Origin of the sequence: Nibricoccus aquaticus (genome assembly GCF_002310495.1) — a bacterium.
In the GTDB taxonomy this organism is placed as follows: Bacteria; Verrucomicrobiota; Verrucomicrobiia; order Opitutales; family Opitutaceae; genus Nibricoccus; species Nibricoccus aquaticus.
In genome coordinates this window covers 1,938,882-1,951,412 of the sequence record NZ_CP023344.1, presented here as the reverse complement: position 1 = coordinate 1,951,412, position 12,531 = coordinate 1,938,882, and the positions used below count along the sequence as shown (strand labels likewise).

Genomic DNA, 12,531 nt, shown 5'->3' with positions numbered 1-12,531 from the left:
AGGAAGCGGAGTGAGATCACCACTGGACGTTGCGGAGGCTGTAGGTGCCGCTGAGGTTGAGCTGGGTGAGCTGGCCGTCGGCGCAGAAAAGAGCCTGGAGGTATTTCAGGCCGCGGACGTCGAGCGAAGTGAGTGGGTTTTTGCTGAGGTTGATGGTCTCGATTTTGGAAGCGTGCGTAAAATCGTGTGACGCGATGAGGTTGTTCGCAAGGTGAACGAAGACGAGGGCGTCGGCGCCGGTGGTCTTGAGGTCGGCGATGCGGTTGTTTTCGGCCCAGAGGTCGGTGAGCGCGGTGAGGCCGGAGAGGTCGAGGCGGGTGAACTGGTTGTTGTTGATGCGCAGATCGGCGAGCTGGGTCATGCCGCGGAGGTCGAGCGTGGAGATGGCGTTCTGATGAACGAAGAGGTTCACCATCTGCGTGAGTCCGCTGACGTTCACGGCGGCGAGGCCGCAGTTGTAGGCGTAGAGGCCTTTGAGTTTTTTGAGGTGGGAGAGATCGAGCGCGGTGTTGAGCGGATTTTCGGCGAGCTGGAGCTCTTCGAGGGAGTCGAGGCCTTTGAGTTTGATGAGGCTGATGCGGTTGCCGGCGAGGAGGACCTCGTGAAGTTTGGAGAGGCCGGTGAGGTCGATGTTCGTGAGCTGGTTGCCGCGGAGGTGGAGCGTGACGAGGTTGGGAAAGCGGTTGAGGCCTTGGGCGTTGATGATGCCGAGGCGGTCGAGTTTGAGCTCGGTGACGGTGGCGGCTTCGGTGGCCTGGATCTTGCCGTCGTCGTTGGCGTCGATGCCGAGGGCGAGGAGGCGGTTGAGGAGAATGGGATCGGGGATGCGGATGTCTTCGGCGCGGGCGAGCGATGCCGAGAGGAGGGCGGCGAGAGCGAAGACGAGGAGGGAAAGTGGACGGAGAGACATGGCGGGAGAGTGAGGGCGGCGCGGTTGGGTGGGCTATCGAGGCGAAGCAGGCAGTCGGGCGAGGAGGGAAGTTACTGACCGCGGATGACGGTTTCGACGGTCTGGCCATCGCTGGAGACGGTGACGATGCCGGTGGAGAGTTTGGATACGTCGGCGGCGAAGGGCTCGAAATAGCCGGTGGCCTGGGAGTGGAGGGCCTGGCCGTGGACGTTGTAGGAAGTTTCGGTGCCGGTCTGGACGAAGGAGCTGCCGGCGACGACGAAGTTCACCTGGGCGTAGATGAAGTATTTGCCGGGTTTGAGGCCGGTGAACGCGAAGGAGCCGTTTTCGTCGATGACTTTGGTGAGGATGCGGTAGGAGCTGGCCTGGGCGGAGAGAGCGGCTTTCTCGAGGTTGCCTTTGCGACGGATCTTTTTGTCGAGTGCGAGCCAGCCATCGATGTAGGCGCTGTGAGGCATGAGCGTGACGACGGTGCCTTGGGAGGCTTTGTGGGATTTGCTGATATTGAGGGCCTTGATGAGCGCTTTGTTTTCTTTGGCAGAGATGGTGCCGCGAATCGTGGAGGTGCCGGGCTCGAGCTGGGCTTTGGCGGCGGGCTCGTCGAAGGGGACGGAGGGCTCGATGTATTTGAACAGGTCGGGGAGCTGAGCGTGGGAGGGGGCGAGGAGGAGGGCGAACGTGGCGGCAAGAATGGGGAGGAGACGGGAAAGGCGAGGGCGGGAGAGGTTCATGGGTGAGTGATGGAGAAAAAAGGAGGGAGCCCGGGGTGGAAAAGCGGGAAGTTTGTGAGGGCAGTTTGGCGGAGCTCCGTGAAGTGTGGATGAACAGGGCGTGAAATCGGTGGGAAAGTTGGGCCGGAAGTAGCGAGTCGTGAGTGGCGTGCAGCGAGCAGATCGAAGAGCGTAAAAAAAATAGGTCCCATAGGGCGTATGGGACCTATGGGATCTATGGAAATGCGGAGGGAGGGGCGCGGAGCCCGTCTGGGAGAGCGGGCGATGCGTACCGGCGCGTTAGGGCCAACGCGCCCTAGCTCGGAAAGGCGTCGCGCGAGCGCGAGCCCTACGAGGGAAATCAGAGGGCGATGTCGGTGAGGGAGGCGAGTTCGCGGGGGGCGGTGGACTCGGTGGCTTTGTTGAGGGGATCGGCGGCGGGGAGTTTGCCGAAGGTGAGGCCGGTGAGTTTGGCGATGCGGGTGATGGGGACTTGGAAGGTTTTGTAGTTACCGTAACTGAAATCGGCTTCGACGAGTCCTTTGATGAGCGTGGCCTGGCTGAGGAGGTAGGCGGTGGCGTGGAGTTTTTTCTTCGAGACCATGACGGCGATTTTCCAGAACTGGCGGGGGAGCTGGATGCCGCGGTAGGTTTCGTCGCTGGTGGCGAAGACGGGGCCGGTGAAGACGGTGACGCGGAGGTTTTCGCGGTCGGCGTTTTGGAGGAGGTAGTCTTCGAGGCCGGCCCAGGTGTCGTTGTTCTGGTTAAAATCTTCGTGCTGGGGGGCGCAGTTGGTGAAGTGGAAGGTGTCGTCGTTGGCGGTTTTCGCGATGGGTAGGCTGGCGCCCCAGGCGGGGTCGAGGCGGCGGACGAGGTGGCCGCGGTCGAGGGGGTTTCCCGAATAGAGGGCTTCGCCGGCCTGGGCGGTTTTGGGGATGCGGGGGTCGAGTATCCAGCGATCGGACTCACGGGTGATGCTGCGCCAGGCGACGCCGTCGACGTTAACGGCGGTGAAGAAGGCGAGGCGGCGGACGGCGTTCATGACGACGCTGAAGTGGTGGTATTTCAGTTCGAGCGGATCGGCACCGGCGGGAGGTGTGGTGAGGCGAGCGGCGTCGGCTTTTTGTTTGGCGGAAAGAGTGGGGAGCGGGGTTTTAAGGGCGGCGGTTTTGCCGAGGAAGGCGGGGTCGAAGCCGGTGCGGGTGGTGTAGTCGGGGTCGATGCTGATGGCTTCGGTGAGGAGAGGGGCGGAGTTCGGAGCGGCCAATGCGGGTGTGTTGGGGGAGGTGAACTGGACGTTGAGAGGGGCGGCGGTGGATGGGCCGAGGGTGAGAGTGAGATGGAGGGGGATGGTGATGCTGGAGGGGGAGACGGAGTAGTGGGTAGTTGGTAATGGGTTGTTGGGGACGGAGGTCGGGCCGGAGGCGGAGGGAGGGATGGCGAGCGGGGTAGTGGTGGCGGGGTCTTCGCTGAGGGTGATGGACTCGAAGCCGGCGGGGATGGGGGGCTGGGTGGTGTCGAAGATGGGGACGAGGCGGGGGTGTTTGCGGAATTTTTTCGAGAGGGTGTCGACGATGCGGGAGATGCGGATGCCTTCGTTGGCGATCCACTGGACGCGGGACTCATCCATGGACTCGTCCCAGATGCCGCCGTCCACGGTGAGCCAGTGGCCGTCGGCGTTTTTTTGCGGGACGCCGAGGTGGTGGAGGGCGACGACCTGCCAGGAGGAGTTGAAGGCGGGGGAGCCGGAGGAGCCGCCGAGGGTGTCGGTCGCGTACCAGATGGTGTCGGTGTCGAGACGGAGGACCTGGTTTTCCCGGACGCAGATTTGTTTCCGCTGGCCGCCGGGGTGCTGGATGATGGTGAGGTATTCGGTGAGAAGGACTTTGCCGGTGGTGCGGTTGAGTTTGAGCCAGGAGAAGTCTTTGACGGGGCGTTTCTTTTCGCGGGCGGTGGGGGCGACGGCGCAGACAGCGAAGTCGAGGGCTTCGTGGTTGAAGAAAAAATCCTGCGGGCGGAGCTGGTAGGTGAAGCTCTGGCGGTCGTGGCCGGAGCCATCGAGTTCGTAGTCGAACTCGATGAGGCTGGCGGCGGCGACCTCGGCGCTGGTGAGGACGTGGTGGTTGGTCATGAGGATGCCGGGGGCGATGAGGAAGCCGGTGCCGAAGCCGAGGGGTTCGCCGGAGGAATCGAGGACGTGGATACGGCCGATGGATTTCGCGGCGCGCAGGCCTTTTTCGAGGTAGTTGATGCCGGTAAGGTCGTTGCCCTTGATGATGCGCTCGAACATGCCCTGGGCCTCGGCGGGCGTGGCGGTGACCTCGCGGGCCATGAGGAGACGTTGGGTGAGGCGCTGGGGTGTCTCGGCGTCCTCGGGGGTCTGGGTGCGGCGGAGATCGCGGAGGCGGGCGAGGTCTTTGTGGGCAGTGCCGGCGGCTTTACGGATGAGGCGGTGGGAGAGTTTCATGGGAGGTGAAGCGGGAAGGCGTTATATGAAGTCGAGCGGAGACACTGAACGGACGGCACGGAGGTCGTCCCTCCATGGAATCTGAAAGGCACGGGGGGTGGTTACAGAATCGCCATGCGGGCGATGGGCGGGCGGGGAATCGGGGCGGCTTTAGCCGGGGGTGCCGACGAGGGCGTGCGCGAGCATTGCGTGGACGCCGGCTTCGGTGAAATGGGGCCGGTACTCGGCGATTTTTTGCTGACGAGAGCGGATCTCGTCTTTGCCGATGGACCGGAGGCGGTCGGGCAGGGCTGCGGCGTCTTTTTCGGGGCAGCGGATGATGAGATGGTCCCAGGGGATTTTGTCCGCGTGGGGGAGGACGTAGTCGTCGGCGATGACGACGGGGATGGAGCCGTAGTGGAGCGCTTCGCCGAGGCGAAAAGTCCAGCGGCCGAAGCCGGCGGGGCTGAGTGTGAACACGGAGCGCTCGAAGAGGGCGCGGTAGGAGCCGCGTCGGCCGAAGCGTTTCCGGGCGGTCGCAGGTGAGCCGATGAAGTAGTCTTTGCCGTGCCCGGCCATGCGGGTGAAAACGCCTCCGCGGATGTGAGCCTCGGGCAGGAGCGGTGCGTAGGAGAGCGCGCCTGAAAAGCTGTAGAGCAGATCGCGGGCGGGCGGCTGGGGCGTGAGCAGGCGTTCCCACCAGGCGGGGCGGCCGGGGTTGAGGACGTAGGGGAGGACGGGGATGTCGGCAGGCGAGACTTCGGGGGTGGACTCGAAGAGGACGAGGCGGAATCGCTCGTCGAGCCATTCGTACAGGTGCGGGTAGGCGCGGCCTTCGTGGAAGGATTCGTAGGGTCCGCGTTTGCGCTGGCCGTAGTCGCCGGTGGCCCAGAGCACGTGCGGGCCGCGGCCGAGGTGAGGGAGGTTTTTAAGGAAGTCCCACGGGTCGATCTGGGGTTTGTGGAACTGGAAGTGTATCAGGTTAACGGGCACGACGAAGCAGGCGGCTTGCGCGGGATCGTCGGTTTTGAAGGCGGAGAGATGCGCGACGGCGCGGCGCACGTAGTCGACGTGGGGCAGGAGGTCGGGGTTTTTCTCCACATCGCGCGCGGCGGGCGGGGGGTCGTAGATGAAGAGATGGCGCATGCCCGGGGTTGTCATACGAGGCGAGGAAGGGCGGGCGAGTTTCTTTTGGGCGGGCGAGGGCGGCGGGCGGTTGCCGTGGGGTGCGGGGGTTTACGATACGGATCTTTTCGCGGGCGGTGCGGGGTTGAACTTTCAATCGAGGCGGCGATTTTCGCGGGCATGAGCACGGTTCGTATCGGTGTCGTCGGTCTAGGCATGGGCGCGTTGCATGCGAATCTGATTCTAGCGGGGAAGGCGCCGGGGCTCACGCTGGCGGCGGTGGCGGACTCGAATGTGGAGAAGCGGGCGAAGTTTCCGGGCGTGGCGGGGTTCGCGACGGCGGCGGAGATGTTTGCGTCGGGACTCATCGACGCGGTGTTGATCGCGACGCCGCATTATTCACACACGGGGCTGGGGATCGAGGCGTTGCGGGCGGGGTTGCACGTGCTGGTGGAGAAACCGATCTCGGTCCACAAAGCGGATGCGGAGCGGTTGATCGCGGCGCATGTGGAGTTGGAGGCTGCAGGCGGGCGGCGGGTTTTTGCAGCGATGTTTAATCAGCGGACTGATCCGTATTACCTGAAAATAAGGGAGTGGGTCGGAGGCGGGGCGCTGGGGGAGTTGCGGCGGGTGCAGTGGACGATCACGAACTGGTTTCGGACGGAGGCGTATTATGCGTCGGGGCACTGGCGGGCGACGTGGAAGGGCGAGGGCGGCGGGGTGTTGTTGAACCAGTGTCCGCATAATCTGGATCTGTGGCAGTGGCTGTTTGGGCAGCCGGTGCGGGTGCGGGCGCACTGTGGTTTCGGTCGTTACCACGCGATTGAGGTGGAGGACGACGTGACGGCGTATGTGGAGTTCGCAGGCGGGGCGACTGGGCTTTTCGTGACTTCGACGGGCGAGACGCCGGGGACGAACCGGTTGGAGATCGCGGGAGAGAATGGGCGAATTGTTTATGAGAACGACCGGGTGGTGTTCACGCGGAACGAGACGGGGATGACGGCATTCAGCCGGGCGGCGACGGAGGGTTTCGCGAGGCCGGCGACGACGGAGGACGTGTTCACGGCGTCGGATCATGGCGGGCAGCACGCGGGGATTTTGGAGAACTTCGCGGCGGCGATTTTGCGGGGGGAGGCGTTGATCGCGCCGGCGGCGGAAGGGCTGAGGTCGGTCGAGCTGGCGAACGCGATGATCCTGTCTGCGTGGGCGGATGAAACGGTTTCATTGCCGCTGGATGGGGCGCGTTATGAGACGGCGCTGGCGGAGAAGATCGCGGCGTCCACAGTCGTGAAGACGAAGCAGACGCAGGCGGGGAAGGCGGGGAACGATTTTGCGAAGTCGTTTTGAGGAAAGCCAGATTGGCGGGCTCTTCTCATTTTCCAAAATAGCCAGTGATGTCGAAATACACCTCCCGGATCTTTCCGTCCGATAAAACAAGGATGTGAATGCTGAAGATCCGGCCATTGCGGACATCCGTGCGGTGGCCAAAGATAACCTCTTCGGTTTCGATCTTTTCGACTTCTGCCGGCCGAGAGCCAGGAAAGTGCTGCGCTAGATAAGTGTATTCCTCCCGTATGCCGTCCACCTGAGTGCGCGAACTAATCAGAATGGCGGAGGAATAAGAACTTCCGTCGCGGAGTACCGAATTGTTGTGGTGTGCTTGAGGGTTCGCAGGAGAGCGGCACCCCACGCCCAAGAGTGAGAAGATCAATGCGACAATGGCATTTAGATTCATCTCTTTAGCCTGTCAGAAACTGCACCGCTCTTACGGCAGCGAGCCGGTGCCGACGGGGTCGGCTTTTTTAGCGGCGTTGGTGTACTCGTAGCGTTGTTTGAACTCTTCGGTAGCCTGGCGGCGGGCGTCGCGGGGATCGGTGACGCCGGCTTGAGAAAGTTCGTTCATGCGCTTGGCTATCCAGCGTTGTTTGAAGGCGTCTTCGATCTCGGTGGCCATGGCCGGGTTGGGCTTGGGTTTGCTGGAGCAGGCGGCGGAAAGTGCGAGGACGGCGACTAGGGAGAGGAAGCTGAAGCGGTTCATGGGGATTTTTGACCTAAAACTTACTGTTGTGTGCCTGTCAAAGCGACGAATGGGAGTTAGACACAAAAAGCGGCCAAAGTCCGAAAGCCGCGACTCTTATCATTCATAATCATCATTCATTCGGAGCAACCCACGCCAGTTAAAGTCATGAGTAACGAACCCCAGTCGCCTCCTTTGCGACTCAAGCCTCGATTGAGTCCCGGGCAGCCCGCCACCGCCAACGAAGAAATGCCGGTAGCGCCCGCTGCCCAGCCAACCGCCGCCGCTCCTGCGGCCCAGGCAGCTGTCACGCCGCTGCCAAGCCCGTCCGCTCCCGCGCCGTTGCCGACGGTTTTGCCGCGTCCGCTCCCGCCTGAGCCGATTCCGGCTCCCGTTTCTTCGAATCCCGCGCCGGCTCCGGCCGCCGACGATCCGGGTAAATTCAAACTCAAGCCGCGCGGTGCTTCGGCTGTCGCTGGGGCCGCTGTGCCTGCGGTGTCGGCTGCACCGGTCGCGCCGGCGGCTGCGGCGGTGGTGCAATCGGCGGGAGTGATCCCGGTGCTCCGGCTCTCAGTGGCGGGTCAGGCTGCCGCGCCCGCGCCGGCGCAGGCGTTGCCGCCTGGTTCGGTGCCGATCGTGAAGCCGACGTTGCCTGCGGCTGCGCTGGCCTCGCCGGCGTTTGCGAAGCCGGCGGCTCCGAATTCCGGGCGGCCGAACATGCCGATCGCGCCAATGCCGGCCTCCGGGCCGGTGGCGATACCGACGGGCGGAGTGGGTCCGCGTCCGCAGGGAAAGCTGGTGGCGCAGACCGATGAGAAGGCGGTGGCCCGCGGAAAATTTGCCGTAAAGCTGCTCGGTGCGCTGCTGTTTGTGGCGGCCGGGTTGTTTGGCGTGGTGGCGTATAATCTGTGGTTCTCGGATGAGCCTGTGCCTGCCGTGGTCGTGGCGAAACCCGCGCCTGCGCCGGCGACATCGGATGTGCCGGTGGTCGCGCCAGCGGAGGCCGGGACGGCTCCCGCAGTGGTTGAGACGACGCCTGCCGGGACGACGGTTCCGGCGGTGGCGACTCCCGCAGCGACCGGTCCGGTCGTGGTGGATAATCCGCAGTCGCTTCCGGGTCAGTTGATCGCGAAGGCGCAGAACGCGGTGTCCGCTCATGAAGCCGCGATGACTCAGCCGGCGAATGAAGTTATGGATACGGGCAGTTCGTCGCTGCCAGCGGCGGTGACTCCGGCGGTGCCAGCGCCTGCGGCGGTGGTTGAGGTGAAGCCGGTTCCGGTGCCTGAGCCGGTGGCGGCGCCTCGTCCTGAGCCGGGCGCGAACTTCAAGGCCTTCGTGGTGAACTTGAAGATCAACGGTGTGTTCCAAGGCGAGAACGCCCGTGCGATGCTGAATAACAAGATGTACCGGCTCGGCGAAACCGTGGATGCCAAGCTGGGCATCGTGTTCCTGCGGCTGGAGCCGGAGGAGAAGCGGATTGTCTTCGAGGATTCGCGCGGGGCGATCATGTCGCGGCGCTACTGAGGGCGCGGCGCGCGAACCCGAAAAGTTTATGCGAAGGCGGCCCTGAAAACGGGCCGCCTTTTTTTATGAGATCAGCGGACGAAGGTCGCGCGGACGCGTCGTGAGCTGAGCATATAGGGAACCCAGATGGCGCAGCCGATGGCGGTGCGGACCAGCTCGGTGGTGCTGGAGGGATCGTCCTCGGCGTCGGGGAAGACGATGTCCACCCACACGGTGTCGATGATGCCCCAGACGAGTGTGGAGAGCATCATGATGATGAATATTTTTGGGAAGAGGCGGCGGTGCTGGAAGAAGAGGACGAGGAGCCACACGGAAACGACGAGCATGAGGAGCTGCATGGATATTTCGGTGCAGAGGAGCGCGCTGAAGCCGGGCGCGTAGTCACTGCTGGACGGCGTGGTGAGGTTTTCCACGACGCGGGCGTCGAAGAAACTGCCGTAGTCCTGAAAGAAGCTGACCAGCACCATGAGTGGGCGGGCGAAGAGCCCGATAGCGACGAAGACGAGCCAGCCGCCGAGGCCCTGGAGCCGGGAAGGAAGCGGCGGGGGCAGTGACGAGGTGTCGCGTGGCTGGCGGTTTTGGAGCCACCAGAAACTTGCGCCGCTGACGAGCAAGGTGCCGAGGAGGGAGAGGATGACCGGCCAGTAGAGGCGGAAGTTTTCGTTACGCTCGGCGATGGCGGTGTTGTAGGTGAGGGAGGAGCCGAAGGCGTCGCGGAAGCTGCGGAGTTTTTCCGCGTGGGCGGCCACGCCAGCGGCGGGCACATGATCGCGACGGGATTCCCATTTGTAGCTGATCTTCGAGGTGGCGCCGCTGGTGATGGTTTGAATCTCGCCGCGGAAGGCCTCGCTCTCGAACTGCTGGAGGTTGTTTTCATCGGGCCAGGTTTCGGGGAGTTGCAGGAAGGTCTCGTGGATGGCGCGAAACGGGTGGAGCACGGCGAGAGGCATGGAGCGCCGGGGCGAGTCGGGGGGCTCCGCGTAGTCGCGCATCATGGCGGGATAGGTCTCCAGCGAGAGCACGGGACTGTCTTTGGTCTTGGCCCACATGTCCGGCACGGTGTAGCGGTGGATGACGGTGACGGTGTTGAGCGTTTTATTTTCCGTCCACGTGGGGTCTCCGTCGGCGGTGATCTTCGGGTGCAGGCGGAGGCGGGTGTTGAGGTAGTTTTTGGCGATCTGGTCGATGGGTGTATCGCGAAGATAAACACGCATGGAGTCGGCGATGTTGCCGGAGTAGTGCGAGCGGACCTCGAGTTTCGCAGGCCCGTCGAATGAGCGGACGTCGTAGTGTTCCTCGACGTGCAGGGAGGATTTCGATTCGGGGTTGAAATGGATGCGTTCGAGCCGGTCGGTGCCGTAGGCAATGGGGAGCGCGTGGCGGTAGTCGGGGATGGCGCGGACGGCGAGCGAGCCCTCCTGATCGGAGATGGTGGGATCGACCCAGTAGGTGAGGCCGTTGAGCTGGATGCAGGCGATGACGTGGTCGAAGACATCGGGGCCGGGGAGCCAGTCGCGCATGGTGTCGCGGCGGTACGAGTGCGTGAGGGCGGGTGTGGCGCGGATGCCGACGTGTTTGAGGAGGGCGCAGAGGAGGAGGGACTTGTCTTTGCAGTCGCCGAAGCGGCGGGCGAGAACCTCGGCGGGCGGTGACGGGCGGTGGGATTTGGGGCCGAGCTCGATGCCGAGGTAGCGGATCTCGCGTTGCACGAAGTTGAGAATGGCGAGGACGCGGGCCTCGTTGTTGCGGAGGCCCTGGGTGAGTTCGTCGGCTTTTTGCTCCAGCTCCGGAGTCAGACGGGCGGGCAGGTCGTAGAGGGGCTGGGCCCAGGCGAGCACGGAGGACCAGTCGGCGTATTCGGAAAACTGGAGGAAGGCGTAGGGGCTGTACCAGTCGGGCAGCTCTGAGTCGGGTTCGACGGCGGGAACATCGGTGCCGATCCATCGCTGCTCGATGAGCACGCCGTGAGTGAGGGTTTCGGTTTTCAGGACGGCATCGCCGTGCTGCCGGGCGGAGATGGAGCGTTCGGGTGCTTGAAAAACGGAGACGCGGACTTTGCGCAGCGGTGTGCTCCAGCGGACTGGCACGGTGTCGTGGAAGCGGCCGTCGTAGATGGGATTCCGGCCGCGCCGGGTGTAGGCGTACTCGACGACGTCATCGACGCGGATGTCGTCGAGCATCACCAGGGCGGTGACCTGGCCGTTGTAGAGGTGGCGGTCGAGGTCGCGTTCCTGCTGGATGGTCTTGATCGCGGGCAGGGAGAGGCGGTCGGTGGTTTTTCCCGCGCGCACGACGCGGATGGCGTGGAAGTCGATGCGTTCGTACTCGGGATCGTAATCGACGGAGATCTGCGAGCCGTCCTGGAGAGCGGAGGAGTTGGTGATGCGGTACGCGAGGTGCGAATACGTAGCGGACTCTTCGGCATGGAAGCGGCGGTCGAAGAGCAGGAAGAACCAGCCGCCGGGGTTTTTGGCGGGAGAGGGCGCGGAGAGTTCGGGCTGTTCCTGTTCGCCGATCCACTCAGGGGCGGGGGCGATGCGGACCGGTGATTCCTGGGAGGAGCCGGGAGCCGCAGTGAAGATGAGAAGCAGGACGAGTGAGACGAAGCTGGGCCGACGCATGGAGCCGACAGCTGAGTGAACGCGGCGGCGGCCCGCAAGCGTGCAGCCGGGCCGGGCTGTCTACCAGGTATCGACGGGGCCTTTGGGGACGGGGATCGAGTCGCGGGCGAAGGTCTCGGGGTCGTCGGCGTCGCGCATGAAGGAGGCGATCATCGGATCGGGCTGATACTTCGCGAGGAGTTCGCCGTGATCGTCGCAGAATTGTTTTCGCCATTCGAGGAACTCGGCGATGGCGGACTCGAAGTCGGCGCGGGATTTGATTTCGAGGATGGCGCGCTTGAAGGGTTTGGCGGGGCCGAAACGTTTCGCGTACCACGGGGCGACGCGGCGGAAGAAACGCGAGCCGGGTTCTTCGCCGTAGAAGTCCACGTAGAGATCGAAGTGGCGGCGGAGGACGCGGAGGCGTTCGGCAAAGGTGGGCTCGGGGAGGAGTTCGCCGGTGCGGAGGAGGTGATCGGTGCGGCGGAAAATCCAGGGATCGTAGAACGCGCCGCGGCCGATGCTGACGCCGGCGCAGCCGGTCTCGGCGAACATGTGCTTCGCGGCTTCGGGCGTGGTGACGTCGCCGTTGCCGATGACGGGAATGTTTTTGACGGCTTCGACGACGGAGCGGATGCCGGTGAGGTTGACGCGGCCGGAGAAGCCCTGGGCGCGTGTGCGGCCGTGAACGAAGATGGCGGATACGCCGACGTCTTCGAGGACGCGGGCGAGGTCGGGGGCGGTGAGGTTGTCGTCGTCCCAGCCGAGGCGCATCTTGGCGGTGATGGGGATTTTAACGGCGTCGATCATGCCGCGGACGAGGGCGGCGGTTTTATCGAGCTCGGTCATCATGGCGGAGCCGCCGCCGATCTTGACGACCTTTTTCACGGGGCAGCCCATGTTGATGTCGACGGAGGCGGCGCCAAGTTCCTGGCAGATGATGGCGGCGTCGCGCATTTCTTCGGGGACGGCGCCGAAGAGCTGGATAGCGAGGGGGCGGTCGGCGGCGGAGGACTCGACGAGTTTGAGGGCGGTGCGGTTGCGCTCGATGAGAGAGCGGGCGTTGACGAGGTCGGTGGTGGCCCAGCCGAGTCCGCCGAGTTCGCGCACGGTCAGGCGCATGGGCAGGTTGGTGTACCCGGCGAGCGGAGACAGGAAGAGAGGTGAGGAAAGTTCGATCGGGCCGATGCGCATGAGAG

Annotated in this window: 10 protein-coding genes; 2 read left to right on the top strand and 8 right to left on the bottom strand. The window is 64.1% G+C overall.

Translation table 11 applies throughout. The features are described 5' to 3' along the window. Positions 1-16 precede the first annotated feature (16 nt). The 4 genes from CMV30_RS07930 to CMV30_RS07915 all read right to left on the bottom strand — a co-directional run bounded on the left by CMV30_RS07930 (position 17) and on the right by CMV30_RS07915 (position 5,212). Positions 17-910, bottom strand: a complete 894-nt coding sequence (locus tag CMV30_RS07930; protein WP_096055514.1) for a leucine-rich repeat domain-containing protein — start codon at positions 908-910, stop codon at positions 17-19. 71 nt (positions 911-981) lie between these two features. Beyond that, positions 982-1,641: a hypothetical protein gene (locus CMV30_RS20690; RefSeq protein ID WP_096055513.1), complete on the bottom strand. Its 660-nt coding sequence runs from the start codon at positions 1,639-1,641 to the stop codon at positions 982-984. A 340-nt stretch (positions 1,642-1,981) separates the two neighbouring features. Continuing rightward, positions 1,982-4,087 carry a DNA/RNA non-specific endonuclease gene (locus tag CMV30_RS07920; RefSeq protein WP_096055512.1) on the bottom strand — a complete coding sequence of 702 codons (2,106 nt, stop codon included), beginning with the start codon at positions 4,085-4,087 and terminating at the stop codon, positions 1,982-1,984. A gap of 150 nt (positions 4,088-4,237) precedes the next feature. Continuing rightward, positions 4,238-5,212, bottom strand: coding sequence for an exostosin domain-containing protein (locus CMV30_RS07915; protein WP_175414779.1), 975 nt, complete (start codon positions 5,210-5,212; stop codon positions 4,238-4,240). Positions 5,213-5,371: 159 nt separating this feature from the next. Between CMV30_RS07915 and CMV30_RS07910 the strand changes: the two genes are divergently transcribed. Next, positions 5,372-6,538 (top strand): Gfo/Idh/MocA family protein, encoded by a 1,167-nt coding sequence (locus CMV30_RS07910; protein WP_096055510.1) that lies wholly within the window; start codon positions 5,372-5,374, stop codon positions 6,536-6,538. A gap of 25 nt (positions 6,539-6,563) precedes the next feature. Here the strand turns inward: CMV30_RS07910 and CMV30_RS19375 are convergent, their stop codons facing one another. Further along, positions 6,564-6,926: a nuclear transport factor 2-like protein gene (locus CMV30_RS19375; protein WP_138223194.1), complete on the bottom strand. Its 363-nt coding sequence runs from the start codon at positions 6,924-6,926 to the stop codon at positions 6,564-6,566. A gap of 30 nt (positions 6,927-6,956) precedes the next feature. Then, positions 6,957-7,229, bottom strand: a complete 273-nt coding sequence (locus CMV30_RS07900) for a hypothetical protein (protein WP_096055508.1) — start codon at positions 7,227-7,229, stop codon at positions 6,957-6,959. A 147-nt stretch (positions 7,230-7,376) separates the two neighbouring features. Here CMV30_RS07900 and CMV30_RS19370 point away from each other — a divergent pair, with 147 nt between their 5' ends. Continuing rightward, positions 7,377-8,732 (top strand): hypothetical protein, encoded by a 1,356-nt coding sequence (locus CMV30_RS19370; protein ID WP_138223193.1) that lies wholly within the window; start codon positions 7,377-7,379, stop codon positions 8,730-8,732. Between the two features lie 71 nt (positions 8,733-8,803). Here the strand turns inward: CMV30_RS19370 and CMV30_RS07890 are convergent, their stop codons facing one another. After that, positions 8,804-11,353 (bottom strand): DUF3857 domain-containing protein, encoded by a 2,550-nt coding sequence (locus CMV30_RS07890; RefSeq protein ID WP_096055506.1) that lies wholly within the window; start codon positions 11,351-11,353, stop codon positions 8,804-8,806. A 60-nt stretch (positions 11,354-11,413) separates the two neighbouring features. Continuing rightward, positions 11,414-12,526 (bottom strand): tRNA dihydrouridine synthase DusB, encoded by a 1,113-nt coding sequence (gene dusB, locus CMV30_RS07885; protein ID WP_096055505.1) that lies wholly within the window; start codon positions 12,524-12,526, stop codon positions 11,414-11,416. Positions 12,527-12,531: the final 5 nt, after the last annotated feature.

Bases quoted from the DNA above. Each gene is read 5' to 3' on its own strand.
- CMV30_RS07910 (WP_096055510.1), top strand. From the start codon at position 5,372: ATGAGCACGGTTCGTATCGGTGTCGTCGGTCTAGGCATGGGCGCGTTG.
- CMV30_RS07915 (WP_175414779.1), bottom strand. From the start codon at position 5,212: ATGCGCCATCTCTTCATCTACGACCCCCCGCCCGCCGCGCGCGATGTG.
- dusB (WP_096055505.1), bottom strand. From the start codon at position 12,526: ATGCGCATCGGCCCGATCGAACTTTCCTCACCTCTCTTCCTGTCTCCG.
- CMV30_RS19370 (WP_138223193.1), top strand. From the start codon at position 7,377: ATGAGTAACGAACCCCAGTCGCCTCCTTTGCGACTCAAGCCTCGATTG.
- CMV30_RS19375 (WP_138223194.1), bottom strand. From the start codon at position 6,926: ATGAATCTAAATGCCATTGTCGCATTGATCTTCTCACTCTTGGGCGTG.
- CMV30_RS07930 (WP_096055514.1), bottom strand. From the start codon at position 910: ATGTCTCTCCGTCCACTTTCCCTCCTCGTCTTCGCTCTCGCCGCCCTC.
- CMV30_RS07890 (WP_096055506.1), bottom strand. From the start codon at position 11,353: ATGCGTCGGCCCAGCTTCGTCTCACTCGTCCTGCTTCTCATCTTCACT.
- CMV30_RS07920 (WP_096055512.1), bottom strand. From the start codon at position 4,087: ATGAAACTCTCCCACCGCCTCATCCGTAAAGCCGCCGGCACTGCCCAC.
- CMV30_RS07900 (WP_096055508.1), bottom strand. From the start codon at position 7,229: ATGAACCGCTTCAGCTTCCTCTCCCTAGTCGCCGTCCTCGCACTTTCC.
- CMV30_RS20690 (WP_096055513.1), bottom strand. From the start codon at position 1,641: ATGAACCTCTCCCGCCCTCGCCTTTCCCGTCTCCTCCCCATTCTTGCC.